General features: G+C 63.2%; 17 protein-coding genes. 11 read left to right on the top strand and 6 right to left on the bottom strand.

The genetic code is table 11. The features are described from left to right. Positions 1-192 precede the first annotated feature (192 nt). The 5 genes from F1609_RS06015 to F1609_RS06035 all read right to left on the bottom strand — a co-directional run bounded on the left by F1609_RS06015 (position 193) and on the right by F1609_RS06035 (position 4,410). Positions 193-1,260: an oxidoreductase gene (locus F1609_RS06015; RefSeq protein WP_167075602.1), complete on the bottom strand. Its 1,068-nt coding sequence runs from the start codon at positions 1,258-1,260 to the stop codon at positions 193-195. Next, positions 1,257-2,741, bottom strand: coding sequence for a S8 family serine peptidase (locus F1609_RS06020; RefSeq protein WP_167075603.1), 1,485 nt, complete (start codon positions 2,739-2,741; stop codon positions 1,257-1,259). Before F1609_RS06020 ends, F1609_RS06015 begins: the two co-directional genes overlap by 4 nt. Positions 2,742-2,750: 9 nt before the next feature. After that, the gene (locus tag F1609_RS06025; RefSeq protein WP_167075604.1) at positions 2,751-3,050 is read right to left on the bottom strand and encodes a hypothetical protein; all 300 of its coding nucleotides are present in this window, start codon (positions 3,048-3,050) and stop codon (positions 2,751-2,753) included. Positions 3,051-3,142: 92 nt separating this feature from the next. After that, positions 3,143-3,613 carry a tRNA (uridine(34)/cytosine(34)/5-carboxymethylaminomethyluridine(34)-2'-O)-methyltransferase TrmL gene (gene trmL / locus F1609_RS06030; RefSeq protein ID WP_167075605.1) on the bottom strand — a complete coding sequence of 157 codons (471 nt, stop codon included), beginning with the start codon at positions 3,611-3,613 and terminating at the stop codon, positions 3,143-3,145. A gap of 53 nt (positions 3,614-3,666) precedes the next feature. Next, positions 3,667-4,410, bottom strand: a complete 744-nt coding sequence (locus F1609_RS06035) for a ComF family protein (RefSeq protein ID WP_167075606.1) — start codon at positions 4,408-4,410, stop codon at positions 3,667-3,669. A gap of 97 nt (positions 4,411-4,507) precedes the next feature. On the opposite strand from F1609_RS06035, the gene F1609_RS06040 reads away from it, so the two are divergent. The 6 genes from F1609_RS06040 to F1609_RS06065 all read left to right on the top strand — a co-directional run bounded on the left by F1609_RS06040 (position 4,508) and on the right by F1609_RS06065 (position 10,515). Beyond that, a complete protein-coding gene (locus F1609_RS06040; protein ID WP_167075607.1) occupies positions 4,508-5,416 on the top strand; it encodes a methyltransferase domain-containing protein in 909 nt (302 codons plus the stop codon). 413 nt (positions 5,417-5,829) lie between these two features. Continuing rightward, positions 5,830-7,014, top strand: a complete 1,185-nt coding sequence (gene coxB, locus F1609_RS06045) for a cytochrome c oxidase subunit II (RefSeq protein ID WP_167075608.1) — start codon at positions 5,830-5,832, stop codon at positions 7,012-7,014. 13 nt (positions 7,015-7,027) lie between these two features. Continuing rightward, a complete protein-coding gene (ctaD, locus tag F1609_RS06050; protein ID WP_167075609.1) occupies positions 7,028-8,623 on the top strand; it encodes a cytochrome c oxidase subunit I in 1,596 nt (531 codons plus the stop codon). 197 nt (positions 8,624-8,820) lie between these two features. Beyond that, on the top strand, positions 8,821-9,360 hold the full coding sequence (locus F1609_RS06055; protein WP_167075610.1) for a cytochrome c oxidase assembly protein: 540 nt from the start codon (positions 8,821-8,823) through the stop codon (positions 9,358-9,360). A gap of 8 nt (positions 9,361-9,368) precedes the next feature. Further along, on the top strand, positions 9,369-9,581 hold the full coding sequence (locus F1609_RS06060; protein ID WP_167075611.1) for a DUF2970 domain-containing protein: 213 nt from the start codon (positions 9,369-9,371) through the stop codon (positions 9,579-9,581). A 73-nt stretch (positions 9,582-9,654) separates the two neighbouring features. After that, positions 9,655-10,515, top strand: a complete 861-nt coding sequence (locus F1609_RS06065) for a cytochrome c oxidase subunit 3 (protein ID WP_167075612.1) — start codon at positions 9,655-9,657, stop codon at positions 10,513-10,515. Between the two features lie 150 nt (positions 10,516-10,665). Here the strand turns inward: F1609_RS06065 and F1609_RS06070 are convergent, their stop codons facing one another. After that, complete coding sequence (locus F1609_RS06070; RefSeq protein ID WP_167075613.1) at positions 10,666-10,866, bottom strand: twin transmembrane helix small protein; 201 nt, start codon at positions 10,864-10,866, stop codon at positions 10,666-10,668. A 36-nt stretch (positions 10,867-10,902) separates the two neighbouring features. Between F1609_RS06070 and F1609_RS06075 the strand changes: the two genes are divergently transcribed. The 5 genes from F1609_RS06075 to F1609_RS06095 are packed head-to-tail and all read left to right on the top strand — an operon-like array spanning position 10,903 to position 14,855. After that, the gene (locus F1609_RS06075; RefSeq protein WP_167075614.1) at positions 10,903-11,631 is read left to right on the top strand and encodes an SURF1 family protein; all 729 of its coding nucleotides are present in this window, start codon (positions 10,903-10,905) and stop codon (positions 11,629-11,631) included. Then, positions 11,609-12,226 (top strand): redox-active disulfide-containing membrane protein, encoded by a 618-nt coding sequence (locus F1609_RS06080; protein WP_167075615.1) that lies wholly within the window; start codon positions 11,609-11,611, stop codon positions 12,224-12,226. Before F1609_RS06075 ends, F1609_RS06080 begins: the two co-directional genes overlap by 23 nt. Before the next feature lie 3 nt (positions 12,227-12,229). Beyond that, complete coding sequence (locus F1609_RS06085) at positions 12,230-13,375, top strand: COX15/CtaA family protein (protein WP_167075616.1); 1,146 nt, start codon at positions 12,230-12,232, stop codon at positions 13,373-13,375. Next, a complete protein-coding gene (gene cyoE / locus F1609_RS06090; protein ID WP_167075617.1) occupies positions 13,372-14,265 on the top strand; it encodes a heme o synthase in 894 nt (297 codons plus the stop codon). Before F1609_RS06085 ends, cyoE begins: the two co-directional genes overlap by 4 nt. After that, a complete protein-coding gene (locus F1609_RS06095; RefSeq protein WP_167075618.1) occupies positions 14,262-14,855 on the top strand; it encodes an SCO family protein in 594 nt (197 codons plus the stop codon). The genes cyoE and F1609_RS06095 overlap by 4 nt, the downstream gene beginning before the upstream one ends. The last annotated feature ends 21 nt before the right edge of the window (positions 14,856-14,876 follow it).

A 14,876-nucleotide genomic window follows, 5' to 3' on the forward strand; every position in this document is an offset into this window, starting at 1 on the left:
GGCGCTACCAGCCGCGCTTATTGAAGGCTCTAAATGCATCGCTTATTGAAGGCTCTAAACGCATCGCTTATTGAAGGCTCTAAATGCATCGCTTATTGAAGGCTCTAAATGCATCGCTGATTGAAGGCTCTAAACGCATCGTTGATTGAAGGCTCTAAACGCATCGCTTATTGAAGGCTCCAAAGCTGTCGATTATTCAAACGTCACCCTGCGCTGCTGCGCGTGGCTCTGCATCGCCAGGCGGATGATCTTGATCACCGCCAGCCCTTCGCGCGCCGTCACCGGCGCGCCCTTGCCGTTGACGATGGCGTCGAACACGCGCTGGTAGTATTCCTGGTAGCTGCCGGGCAGCGAGGCTGCCTTGCCGGTCACCGTCAAGCCGCCCTTCACGAAGCTCACTTGCGCGTGCTGCCCTTCGGCTTCCACGCCCCATCCGGGCGCGCCGGGGCGCTCGCCGCGGATCAGCGCCGCCTCCTGCGGGTCCATGCCATGCTTGATAAAACTGCCGGTTTCGCCATGCACGATGAAGCGCGGGCCGGCCTGCAGCACCAGCGAGGCCGCGTGCAGGATCACGCGCCGCGCGCCGTAGCGCATGGTCAGATGGAAGTAGTCGTCCGAGGCGGTGCTGGGCGCGGCGCCGCGCTGCACGCCCATGTCGCAGTTGACGCAATCCGGGTTGCCGAACAAGACCAGCGCCTGGTCGATCAGGTGCGCACCCAGGTCGTACAGCAGGCCCGAACCGGGCAAGTCCTGTTCGCGCCAGCGCCCGCGCACGTTGGGCCGGTAGCGGTCGAAATGCGCTTCATAGGTGTTGATGGGCCCCAGCAGGCCCGATTCGATGGTCTGGCGCAGGGTCAGGAAATCGCTGTCCCAGCGCCGGTTGTGGAACACGCTGAGCACCAGTTGCCGCTCGTCGGCCAGCGCAATCAGGTCGGCGCCATCGTCGAGCGTGATGGTGAACGGCTTTTCCACCACCACGTGCTTGCCGGCCAAAAGCGCCTGCCTGGCCAGCGGCGCGTGGCTGGCGTTGGCGGTGGCCACGACCACCAGATCGACCTCGCTGGAATCGATCAGGGTCGCCGGATCGGCCACCACCACGGCATCGGGAAAGTCGCGCAGCACGCGTTCGCCCTGGCTGGAGCAGACGCGCGTGATGCGCATGCCCGCAATCGAGGCGATCAGCGGCGCCTGGAAGGTGGCGCCGGAAAAGCCGTAGCCGATCAGGCCGACGCGTACTTCACGCGCTGCGTCCGCCGTCATGCCTGCTGCCATGCCGCGTAGGCATCGACCAGGCCGGCACCGGTGGCGCCATCGATGCCCGGCCCGGCCTTGATGCCGAGGCCTTCGGGGTCGCTGGCCGGACTGGCCGAGCCGTCGCGCACGTCGATCGCGGTGCGCACCAGCAGCGCCTTGATTTCGGCCGGCGTCAGCTTGGGGTTTTTCTGCAGCAGCAGGGCGCACACGGCGGCGATCTGCGGGGCCGAGGCCGACGTGCCGCTGAACACGGCCCAGCCGTCGCCAGCGGTGGTGCCGTCATGCTCGGCGTTGCCGGTGTCGATCTCGGCGCCGGGCGGCACCGGCAGCATGATGTAGTCGGCATTCGGCAACATGCCGACCAGCCCGCACACATCGGGCACATGGCGACCTGAATAAATGCCGCTGGTAAAGGCCGAGGCGTAGTCGGACGCGGTCATCGCGCCATCTTCGGCCACGAAGGTGCCGCCCACGCTGAGCACTTCCGGCATCGAGGCCGGGAAAGCGTAGTGGCCGTTGCCTGCCGAGAAAACCACCACGATGCCGCTGGCAATCGCCGCCTGGATTTCGGCTTCCAGCGGCTTCAGGCCGTTCGGCAACTCGCCGAGTTCGGCAACGCCATTATCGTCGCGCAAGTCGTAGCACATGCTCACGGTAATCACGTGCGGCTTGTGCTTGAGCGCTTCCTGGAAACCTTCGAGGATGCTGGCGCCGCCGTTCGGATCGGCATCGTCGCCCAGCTTGACGCCGATAAAGGTCACTTTCGGCGCCACCGCGAACACATTGGCCGATTCGCCCGTGCCATGGCTGCCGGGGTCGGTCTGGCGATTGGTGGCCGAGGGCGCCAGCACCACCGAGGAGGTGAAGCCGTTGCGGGTGAAGAACGGGTGCGAATGGTCGAAGCCGGTGTCGATCATGGCCACCCGGATGCCTTCGCCGTGCTGGCGTTCCTTGTGGATATTCGTTACGTTCAGCTTGGCCGGCACATCCTTGAGCACGTCGAGATGGTAATACCCGACCGAGGGCGGACGCGCGCTGGCGCCCGGGTCGGCCAGGTAGATGTGCGGCCACTGGATATACGCGTCGTCGATCAGGGCGGACAGGGACGGATCGGGATTCCACGGCGCGCCCTTGGCCGGGTAAAACACCTTGTCGCTCGAATAGCTCTGCTTCTGGCTCAGGTTGAACGGGGTCAGGCGGGTGCCGAACGCGTGCTCGAACTGGGCCACGCTGCCTCGCACCGACACCGTCATGCGTCCGCGCCCGGACACGATGAAGCCGCGCTGGCGCAGTGCCTCGATGGCTTTTTCCATTTCACCGGGCTCGGGGGCAAAGCTGAGGATGCTGCGCGACGACAGGCGCGCCGCCAGCTTGGTCGGACCGGTGTGGGTGCGGCCCTTGAAGGTGATAGCGATGCGCAACTGTTCTTCCGGCGGAGCGGACTCGCCCACGGCAGGACGCGGTTGGCTGGGTTTGAAAGGCTGCATGGATTCCCCCTAGGTAGGTTGGCCCGGCGTGGCGTGGCGCGGAGCGATGGTAATCAGGCTGACGGCGTGTTGCAGATCTGCAGGAATCGCCAGTGCCGGGGTCGATGTTACATCGGATGCGAACCCAGCCCTTACATTTGGAATTGGTCCGAATAAATTTTCTGCCTCGGCCGGGGAGGTTTCGGCCGAGATGGTGGCCAAGCCGCAGGCGGTCACGTGCATGCCGTGCGCCTCGAGCAAGGCGCACAGGGCGGGGTCATCGCTGCGATCGCGGGCGGGATCGCGCAGCAGGAGCTGGAGCTTGATCATGACGGTGCGGAGAGGGGAACGCTGATGTCATGATAGTAAGGCTTCGCGGAAATTTCTGCCGGACACGGGCAATCGTGCGCGCCGGCGGGGTGTCAGGCGCCGCCGGCGTAGCCGTTCTGGCGCCAGGCTTCGAACACGACCACCGCGACGGTGTTGGATAAGTTCAGGCTGCGGTTGTCGGGACGCATCGGCAGGCGGATGCGCTGTTGCGCCGGAAACGATTCGCGCAACTCAGGCGCCAGGCCGCGCGTTTCGGCGCCGAACACGAAGACGTCACCCGGCAGAAATTTTGCCTCGGAGAACGGCGAGGAGCCGTGCGTGGTCAGCGCGAACATGCGCGCCGGGTCGGGCTGGCACGCACTGATATAGGCATCCCAGTTCTTGTGCACCTTCATGGTCGCATAATCGTGATAGTCGAGCCCGGCTCGCTTCATTTTGGCGTCGTCCAGCGGGAAACCAAGCGGTTCGATCAGGTGCAGCTGCGCGCCGGTGTTGGCGCACAGGCGGATGATGTTGCCGGTGTTGGGCGGGATTTCGGGTTCTACCAGTACGACGTGAAACAAGTCATTCTCCTTATATATGAGATCTGATGCATGGCATCTGATACGGCATCTGATTAATGCGGCGGCGTGCGTGCAAACACGATATTGCTCACGCGCGCGGCGCCGAAGCGCTTGAAGGTGGCCGCCAGCGCATTCAATGTGTGGCCGCTGGTCATCACGTCGTCGACCAGGCCGATGTGGCGCCCGCGCACCGCCGCCAACATGCCGGGCGCGACCAGGAATGCATGGCGCATATTCTTCTTGCGCTGGCCCGGCGCCACGCTCGACTGTGCCGGCGTGTCGAGCGGACGCAGCGCCAGGGCCGGATACAGCGCGATACCCAGCAGGCTTGATAACGGCCGGGCGATTTCGAGCGCCTGGTTGTAGCCGCGCTCGGCCAGGCGGCCCGGTCCCAGCGGAACCGGACACAGCATTTCCGGCGGCGCGAAGCCGGGCGCGGCCAGCACGGCCCGGGCCAGCACGCCGGCGCACCACGGCGCCAGCGCCAGGGCGCCGCCGAACTTGAGCCGCAACACCAACTGGTCGAGCGGACTGGCGTAATCGGCCCCCGCCACGGTGGCGTCGTAGGCCGGGACCTCGGCCAGGCAGGCGCCGCACACATGGCCGGCATCCGGTCCGCCGAGCGGATTGGCGCAGCAGCGGCAACGCGCGCCGCCGCCGGGCACGAACTGGCGCGCGCACGCTGTACAGACAGGCGCATCGGCGTCGCCACCGCACAACACGCAGGCCGATGGCAGCAGCGCGCCGGCGCCCGCCCGCACCACGGCCCCAAGCCAGCGCCGCGCAAACTCGCTCATCGGACGGCCCTTTCAAAATCGGCTCGCGCCGGACCGGTGGACGGCAGCGAGGACGGCAAACGGGTACACTGCCCGCATTATCTCATCTCACAGTCCTATGAACACCCCCGACACTTTGAGCGCGCCGATCGACCTGGCGCGCGTGCGTTTCCTGTTTTCGCGCCCGCAACGCGTGGAGCGGTCCGATTTCCTGCGGCGCGAGATCGCGTCGCGCATGCATGAGCGGCTGATGCTGGTCAAAGTCGCGCCCACGCGCGTGCTTGACGCCGGCTGCGGCAGCGGCGCCGACCTGGCCTTGTTGCAAAAAGATTATCCCGCCGCGCATATCGTCGGCCTCGACGCCGCCAGCGCCATGGTGGAGGCGGCCAGGACGCCGGCCTCGGCCCTCAAGTCCCTGATCAGCCGCCTGTTGCCCAGCAAGGCCGGAGTCGACCTGCTGTGCGGCGATTTCGGCAATTTGCCGCTGGGGCCGAACTCGGTCGACCTGGTGTGGTCCAACCTGGCCTTGCACTGGCATCCCCAGCCCGACCGTGTCTTTGCGGAATGGCGCCGGGTGCTGCGCAATGATGGCTTGCTGATGTTTTCGAATTTTGGCCCGGATACCCTGCGCGAGCTGCGCACGGCCTTTGCGCAAGCCGACGCTGCGCCGTCACCGCGCGTGTTGCCCTTCGTCGACATGCACGACTTCGGCGACCAGCTGGTGGCGGCCGGGTTTTCCACCCCGGTGATGGACATGGAAGTCATTACCGTCACCTACGACACGGCCGAGGCGCTGCTGGCCGACGCGCGCGCACTGGGCGGTAATCCGCTGGCCACGCGCGCGCGCGGCCTGTTCGGGCGCGCCGCGCACGCGCGCATGCTGGCGGCACTGGAGAAGCAGCGCCGCCCGGACGGCAAGCTCGCATTGAGCTTCGAAGTGATCTACGGCCACGCCTTCCGCCCGGCGCCGCGGGTGACGGCGGCGGGCGAGGCGATCATCCGCTTCGAGCCGCGCAAGGGGCGTTGATGCCGCGTCAAGGGTTTTCATGCCCGGGCGCCACTTGTACCCGGCATGGTACAAAACGGCTGTAAAAGCGGGGCAAACAGGGGGGCGCTGACCCGTTACGGGAGGATTTTCCCTTGATGACGTTGGGCATACTTGAGTATAATCAAGGACTAATTTTAGCGACTGTGTTGATTGCTCCTGAAAACATCATGAGTTTTTCAGCGGTGCAGCAGTCGAAAGCGATAGCAAGTCAGCGTTCATCAGTGTGCTTTGTGCGCCAATGGCCGATGTCAGGGTTCCAGTCGGGTCCGCCGTGCCGTGAGCGCGCCGGGACGGTATGGGCCCTTTTTGTGCGATGGTTTCGGAGCGCCGGCGTCCGATCAGGATGACCGGCGTAGAAAAAATATTTTTATTTTTGGGTGGTTGGGGAAAACATGACATATGCAAAGCGACTTCAGGCCTTGATGTTCGGTCTGGCAATTTCGGCCAGCATCCCAGCGCTGGCCGCACCGGTGGAGGGACGTCCGGTGGATTACCAGCTGAACCTGCAAATGCCAGTGACGAAGATTGCGACGGAAATCAACGACCTGCACACCTGGATGATGATCGTCTGCCTGGTGATCTTCGTCGCGGTGTTCGGCGTGATGTTCTATTCGGTCTTCAAACACCGCCGTTCGCTGGGCCACAAGCCAGCCACCTTCCATGAATCGACTGCCGTCGAGATCGCCTGGACCGTCGTACCGTTCCTGATCGTCATCGTGATGGCGCTGCCTGCGACCAAGACCGTGGTGGCAATGAAAGACACGTCGAACGCCGACATCACCATCAAGGCCACCGGCATGCAGTGGAAATGGGGCTACGATTACCTGAAGGGCGAGGGCGAAGGCATTTCCTTCCTGTCGAGCCTGTCGACCCCGCGTTCGCAGGTCGGCGAGCCAGGCGTGGCGCCTACCCAGGCCCGCGGCGTCAACTACCTGATGGAAGTCGACAACGAAATGTACGTGCCGGTCAACAAGAAGATCCGCATCGTCCTGACCGCCAACGACGTCATCCACGCCTGGATGATCCCGGCCTTCGGCGTCAAGCAGGATGCGATTCCCGGTTTCGTGCGCGACACCTGGTTCAAGGCCGAGAAGATCGGTGTCTACCGCGGCCAGTGCGCCGAGCTGTGCGGTAAAGAACACGCCTTCATGCCGATCGTGGTCAATGTCGTCTCCGACGCCGACTACACCAAATGGGTGAACGGCGAGAAGAAAAAAATGGCTGCCCTGGCCGACGATCCATCGAAAGTGTGGACCATCGACGAACTGAAAATCAAGGGCGAAAAAATCTACGCCACCAACTGCGTGGTCTGCCACCAGGCTAACGGCAAGGGCGTTCCGAACGCGTTCGCCGCGCTCGACGGCTCGCCTGTGGTGACCGGTCCGAAAGCGGAACAGATCAACGTGCTGCTGCATGGCCAGAAATCGGGCAAGTACCCGTCTGAAATGCCAGCCTGGAAACAATTGTCGGATTCCGATATTGCTGCGGTGATTACCTACACCCGCAACAACTGGTCGAACAAGGCAGCGGAAAACATCGTTCAACCAGCCGAAGTCCTGGCTGCACGTAACAAGTAATCGGGAGTAACTCATGAGCACCAGCACACTAGATCACGCACACGGCCATGACCACGATCATAGCCACGATCATCCGACGGGCATGACCCGCTGGCTGTTCGCCACCAATCACAAGGATATCGGTACCCTGTACCTGTGGTTCTCGCTCATCATGCTGCTCTCCGGCGGCGTGCTGGCGCTGATGATCCGTACCGAACTGTTCAAACCGGGCCTGCAATTCTTCCAGCCCGAGTTCTTCAACCAGCTGACCACGATGCACGGCCTGGTGATGGTGTTCGGCGCGATCATGCCGGCCTTCGTCGGCTTCGCCAACTGGATGATCCCGCTGCAAGTGGGCGCGTCCGACATGGCCTTTGCGCGCATGAACAACTTCTCGTTCTGGCTGCTGCCGCCCGCGGCAATCCTGCTGGCGACCTCGTTCCTGGTGCCTGGCGGCGCAACCGCTGCCGGCTGGACCCTGTACGCACCGCTGTCGACCCAGATGGGCCCCGGCATGGACATGGCGATTTTCGCGATGCACCTGATGGGCGCGTCGTCGATCATGGGTTCGATCAACATCATCGTCACCATCCTGAACATGCGCGCTCCCGGCATGACCCTGATGAAAATGCCGATGTTCTGCTGGACCTGGCTGATTACCGCCTACCTGCTGATCGCCGTGATGCCTGTACTGGCCGGCGCAATCACCATGACCCTGACCGACCGTCACTTCGGCACCTCGTTCTTTAACGCTGCCGGCGGCGGCGACCCGGTCATGTACCAGCACATCTTCTGGTTCTTCGGCCACCCCGAGGTGTACATCATGATTCTGCCGGCCTTCGGTATCGTCTCGCAGATCCTGCCGGCGTTTGCCCGCAAGCCACTGTTCGGCTACGCCTCGATGGTCTACGCCACCGCCTCGATCGCGATCCTGTCGTTCATCGTCTGGGCTCACCACATGTTCACCACCGGCATGCCAGTGACCAGCCAGCTGTTCTTCATGTACGCCACCATGCTGATCGCGGTACCGACCGGCGTGAAAGTGTTCAACTGGATCGCCACGATGTGGAAGGGTTCGATGACCTTTGAAACCCCGATGCTGTTCTCGGTCGGCTTCATCTTCGTGTTCACGATGGGTGGTTTCACCGGCCTGATCCTGGCTGTGACCCCGATCGACATCCAGCTGCAAGATACCTACTACGTCGTGGCCCACTTCCACTACGTGCTGGTTGCCGGTTCCCTGTTCGCCCTGTTCGCCGGTTTCTACTACTGGTCGCCGAAGTGGACTGGCCACATGTACAACGAATTCCGCGGCAAGATGCACTTCTGGCTGTCGCTGATCACGTTCAACATCACCTTCTTCCCGATGCACTTCCTGGGTCTGGCGGGGATGCCGCGCCGTTATGCGGATTACCCGGCGCAGTTCACCGACTTCAACACGATCGCCACCATCGGCGCTTTCGGTTTCGGTCTGTCGCAGGTGTACTTCCTGTTCTTCGTGATCCTGCCGACCATTCGTGGCGGCGCCAAAGCGGCCGACAAGCCATGGGATGGCGCTGAAGGCCTGGAGTGGACCGTGCCGAGCCCGGCGCCGTTCCACACCTTCGAAGTTCCGCCGACGGTGAAGTAATCAGTTTTACAGCAGCGTGGGCGCCGCAGTCGGTGCCCACGCTACTGCACTTGTAAGTGAGCACCATGTCCGATCCAAAAAAGCCGAACAACCTCCGCACGGGCCTGATTATCGGCGCGCTGGCGGTATTTTTCTTCTCGATGGTTTTCATCAAACGCATTTGGCTGTGAGCTGACGTGGCAAACGAACAATCCGGCATGTTGAAACTCAATCGCGCGATGCTCGGCAAGCTGCTGGTCGTCGCGGTGTTGATGTTTGGTTTCGGTTACGCCCTGATCCCCGTGTACAAGCACATGTGCGAACTGCTCGGCATCAATGTCCTGACCCAGACCGATGGCACGGTGACGTACGACAAGAATACCCAGATCGACCAGTCGCGCAAGATCACCATCGAGTTCGACGGAAATTCGCAGGGGCCGTGGCGTTTCCGCCCGACCAAGCGCTCGGTCGAAGTCCATCCGGGCGAACTGACCACCGTGATGTACGAAGTGGTCAATACGCAAAACCGCACCGTGCAGGCGCAGGCGATTCCAAGCTTCGCGCCGCAACTGGTGATGCAGCATTTTAAGAAAGTCGAGTGCTTCTGCTTCAAGCAGCAGACCTTGCAGGCGAACGAGGCCAGGCAGATGCCGGTGGTGTTCTACATCGATCCGGCCCTGCCGCGCGACGTCAAGACGATGACGCTCTCGTACACCTTCTTTGAAATTGCCGGTACCCAGGCCGTGGCGGCGAAGTAAAGGCCGCCATGAGCGACGAGCACAAGGGCCCCGAACGCAACGCTTCGTTCGGCGCCACCATGAAAGCGGTGTTCTGGTCCTTCCTGGGCATCCGCAAGCGCAGCGATTACGAAAAAGATTCGGCCAGCCTGAATCCGGTGCATGTGATTATTGCCGGATTGATTGGGGTGATGTTGTTCATCGGCGTGCTGGTGGCATTGGTGAAGTTTGCCGTGTCGTAAGCCAGCCGCTGGATTCAAGTTTTACAAAATTAGCAATAAATTCACCGCATACAGTTTGATTTAGGAGATGAAGATGAGTTCACCACACGCCGCCGCACCGCATTATTTCGTGCCAGGCCCGTCCAAATGGCCAATGGCCGCCGGCTTGTCGCTGCTCGTGACCATGATCGGCGCCTCGGCCTGGGTCAATGACGTGTCCTGGGGCCCGGCGGTCAATATCGCCGGCATCCTGGCGACCCTGATGGTCATGTACTTCTGGTTCGGCGACGCCATCGGCGAATCCGAAGCCGGCCAGTACAGCAAACGCATCGACCTGTCGTTCCGCTGGTCGATGAGCTGGTTCATCTTCTCGGAAGTCATGTTCTTCGGCGCCTTCTTCGGCGCACTGTTCTACGCGCGCACCATCAGCACGCCGTGGCTGGGCGACCTCGATCACAAGATCATCTGGCCTGATTTCGCAGCCCAGTGGGGCGGCGCCAGCCCGGCCGGCACCATCGACAGCTTCACCACCATGGGTCCATTCCCGATCCCGACCATCAACACCTGCCTGCTGCTGCTGTCGGGCGTGACCCTGACCATTTCGCACCACGCCCTGCGCGCCGGCCACCGTGCCAAGACCGCGTTCTGGCTGGCCGCGACGATCTTGCTGGGCGCCGTCTTCATGGGCTTCCAGGCGTACGAATACATGCACGCTTACAGCGAGCTGAACCTGAAACTGACCTCGGGCATCTACGGTTCGATCTTCTACCTGCTGACCGGCTTCCACGGTTTCCACGTGACGCTCGGTGCGATCATGCTGTCGGTGATCCTGTACCGCGTCATGAAGGGCCACTTCACCGCCGAGGACCACTTCGGTTTCGAAGGCGCGGCATGGTACTGGCACTTCGTCGACTTCGTCTGGCTCGGCCTGTACGTCGTCGTCTACTGGCTGTAATGGCGGCATGCGGGAGGGTGCGCCCTCCGGCAGGTTTGAAATAAGAAAAACCGGGGACAGTCCACCAAGCGGTGGCCTGTCCCCGGTTTTTTGCGGCTGGGATATAACCTTGCCGCCGGCAGGGTCGTCTGCTTCGCGGCGATCAGTCCCTCAGCGAATGCCGGTCGGAGCGATCCAGCCCATCTTGTAGCTGCCCAGCAGGATCAGGAACAGGGTGATCGACAGGCCCACGCGCAGCGCCAGCGCGTTCACCGTGCGGTTGCTCTTGCCCTTGTCGCGCATCAGGAAGAACAGGGCCGAGCCCAGGCTCCCGAGGATCAGCATGAAGGCAAAGGCGACGAGGATTTTCATAATGAGCTCGAATTTTTTGAGTAAGGCACCATTGTAATGCGTATCGGCTTCCGTTTTCGGGCGATCCCCTTCGTGGCCACCGTGCTGCTGGTGGCCGTCGGCATCGTGCTGGGGCGCTGGCAGGATGGCCGCGCCGCTGAAAAAATCGCCCTGCAGCAGGCCATCACCGAACGCGCCGGCGCCGCCCCGCTGGTGCTCGGCGCAGCCCTGCTCACGCCGGCGCAGGTCGAGCTGCGCCCGGTGACGGTGACGGGAACGTTCGTGCGCGCGTGGCCGCTGTTCTTGAACAACCGTCCGCAGGAAGGCAAGGCCGGTTTTTACCTGGTCATGCCGCTGCGCATCGACGGCAGCGATACCCATGTGCTGGTGGCGCGCGGCTGGCTGCCGCGCTACACCGGCCAGTTCGACAAACTGCCGCAGTTCGATACGCCGCCCGGCACGGTGACCATCAGCGGACTGGCGCGCCCCGGCATGGGCAAGGTCATGCAGCTGGGCACGGCGACGCCGGTGGCGCCGCAAGCCATTTTGCAAAACCTGACCCCGGACCAGTTCGCGCAAGCGAGCGGCCTGACGGTCCAACCGTTTTTTATTGAACAAAGCGGCCCGGCGCCGGCCGGCGACAAGCTGGTGCGCAACTGGCCGGCCCCCTCCCTGAATGTGGAAAAACATCAGGGTTATGCATTTCAATGGTACGCGCTGGCGGTCATGGCGCTGCTCTTTTTCGTGATTACAGGATTTCGACGTGGAACAAAACAAAACGACTGAAGCAACTACGAACGTAAGTCAGTGGAGCGGCCGCTGGAAACTGCTGGCCGTGGTCTTCGTGTGCGCGGCGCCGATGCTGTTTTCCTACCTGACCTACTACGTGATCAAGCCGACCGGGCGCACCAACTACGGCACCCTGATCGAGCCGCAAAAGCACCCGATCCCGGCCGCCATGGGCGCCACCACGCTCGACGGCAAGCCGATCGCGCTCGACGCTTACAAGGGCAAGTGGATCATGCTGCAGGTCGGCCCCGGCGAGTGCCCGCAGGCCTGCCGCGACCAGCTGGTCGCCATGCGCCAGCTGCGCCTGATGCAGGGCAAGGAAATGGAGCGCATCGAGCGCGTCTGGCTGATTACCGACGCCACCCCGATCGACACCATGCTGATCCGCGTGGTCGACGGCACCCGCATGCTGCGCGTGCCTGCCGCCAGCGTGACCTCGTGGCTGCCGGTCGAGCCGGGCGGCAATATCACCGACCATACTTACCTGATCGACCCGATGGGCCACCTGATGATGCGCTTCCCCAAGAATCCGGATCCATCCAAGGTCAAGAAGGATATGTACAAAGTGCTCAAAGCGTCCGCGATCGGCTAAGCGATGCAGCTCTCGTCCATGGTGCAACTGGGCCTGACCGGCCTGCTGGCGGCCTGCCTGCCGCTGTCGATGGTGTGGATGTCGTCCGACCCCAACAAATACCGCAAGCTGGTCTGGATCACGGTGTTTCTCACGTTCGACCTGATCGTGTTCGGCGCCTTTACGCGCCTGACCGATTCGGGCCTCGGCTGCCCCGACTGGCCGGGCTGCTACGGCGCCGCCAATCCCTTTCTGGCGCATGCCGAGATCGTGGCCGCCGAAACCCTGATGCCGAGCGGACCGGTGACGGTCGTCAAGGCCTGGATCGAAATGATCCACCGCTACCTGGCGATGGGCATTGGCGTCTTGATCATGGCGCTGATGGCGACCGCCTGGGTGCAGTGGCGCAAGACGCGGCGCGCCGAATACGCGCCGGCGCTGCCGACCATGCTGTTCGTGTTCGTGCTGGTGCAGGGCGCCTTTGGCGCCTGGACCGTCACGCTCAAGCTGCAACCGGTGATCGTCACCATCCACCTCTTGCTGGGGATGGGATTGCTGTCGATGCTGGTGTGGCTCGGCGCGCGCCAGAACCGCGCCAACGCGCTGGCGCACGGACGCTTTACCGCGCCGGACGCGGTCGACGCCACCGCGCCGCCGAGCAGGCTCGGACGCCTGGCCGTGCTTGCTGCCGTGGTGCTGGCCATGCAGATTGCCCTGGGCGGGTGGGTGAGCACTAACTACGCCACCCTGGCCTGCCTTGACTACCCGCTGTGTAACGGCAAGCTCGTGCCCGAGATGGACTTCGAGCACGGCTTCCACCTGTGGCGCGAGCTGGGCAAGACCGCGGCCGGCCACTACCTGCCGTTCTCGGCCCTGACCGCAATCCACTGGGTGCACCGCAACTTCGCCTTGTTGGTTGTGGCGGTGCTGGGCCTGGCGGCCTGGCGCGCGCGCGCCCATCCCGGCGTGGGCCGCCATGCGCGCGGGATCGGCATCGTGCTCGCGGTGCAGGCCGCGACCGGGATCGCCACCGTCTATTTGAACTTTCCACTGACCATCGCCGTGCTGCATAACGCAGGCGCGGCGCTGCTGGTGCTGATGGTGACCATGTTAAACTACAAGATCAAGTACCCCTCCGGACCGGTACTGCAAGCAAGCCACCCACAATGACAACCCAGACCGCAACACATAAATCCGCCAACCGCGCCGCCCAGTACTGGGCGCTGACCAAACCACGAGTGACCCAGCTGGCCGTGTTCTGCGCGGTGATCGGCATGCTGCTGGCCACCGAGGGCGTGCCGAGCTGGCGTATCCTGGTGCCGGCCACGATCGGCATCTGGCTGCTGGCCGGGGCCGCGTTCGCCGTCAACTGCCTGATCGAAGCCAAGATCGACGCGCGCATGGCGCGCACCGCGCGCCGCGCCACCGCCATGGGCGAGCTGACCAAGACCCAGACGCTGGTGTTTTCGGCCATCATCGGCGGCGCCGGCATGGCCGTGCTGTACCTGCTGGTCAACCCCCTGACCATGTGGCTGACCTTTGTGACCTTTGTCGGCTACGCGCTCATCTACACCGTGCTCCTGAAACCCAATACGCCGCAGAACATCGTCATCGGCGGGCTGTCGGGCGCGATGCCGCCGGCGCTGGGCTGGGCGGCGGTTGCCAACGACGTGCCGATGCAAGCCTGGCTGCTGGTGCTGATCATTTTCGTATGGACCCCGCCGCACTTCTGGGCGCTGGCCATGTACCGGCGCGACGATTACGAGCGCTCCGGCCTGCCGATGCTGCCGGTCACGCACGGCATGAACTTCACCGGTTTCCATGTCTGGCTGTACGCGATCGCGCTGGCCGCCACCACCTTGCTGCCGTACGCGGTGCGCATGAGCGGGCACATCTACCTGGTGTCGGCGGTGCTGCTCAATGCCGTGTTCCTGTGGCACAGCTGGCAGGTGTACCGCCACTATTCCGACCTGGTCGCCCGCAAGGCGTTTACCTGGTCCATCATTTACCTGTCGCTGCTGTTTGCCGCACTGCTGCTCGACCACTACGTCAAACTATGATCAAAAAATTGCTCGCTCTCTGCACCTTGTCGCTGGTCCTGACCGCCTGCGACAAGGTGGCCACGCCGCCTACGCCCCCGAGTTTCCAGAACACCGACCTGACCGGCCTCGACTACGCGCGCGACTTCGCCCTGATTGACCACAACGGCAAGCCGCGCACCCTGGCCGACTTCAAGGGCAAGGTGGTGGTGATGTTCTTCGGCTTTACCCAGTGTCCGGACGTGTGCCCGACCACTATGGCCGAAATGGCCGCGGTGATGAAGGAACTCGGTCCCGACGCCGACAAGGTGCAGGTGCTGTTCGTGACCATCGACCCGGAACGCGACACCCAGCAACTGCTGGCGCAGTACGTGCCGGCTTTCGATGCGCGCTTCCTCGGCCTGTATGGCGACGCGGAGGCAACCGCCAAGGTGGCCAAGGAATTCAAGGTCTTCTATGCCAAGGTCAAGGGCAAGGCCGAAGGCAGCTACTCGATGGACCACACCGCCGCCAGCTACGTGTTCGACCGCAACGGGAAGATTCGCCTGTTTGTGCGTCACGGCAAGGGCCCGGCGCCGATCGTGCACGACATCAAGCAATTGCTGAACTGATCCGCCACACTGACCTGACTG

This window comes from Massilia aquatica, assembly GCF_011682045.1.
In the GTDB taxonomy this organism is placed as follows: Bacteria; Pseudomonadota; Gammaproteobacteria; order Burkholderiales; family Burkholderiaceae_D; genus Telluria_A; species Telluria_A aquatica.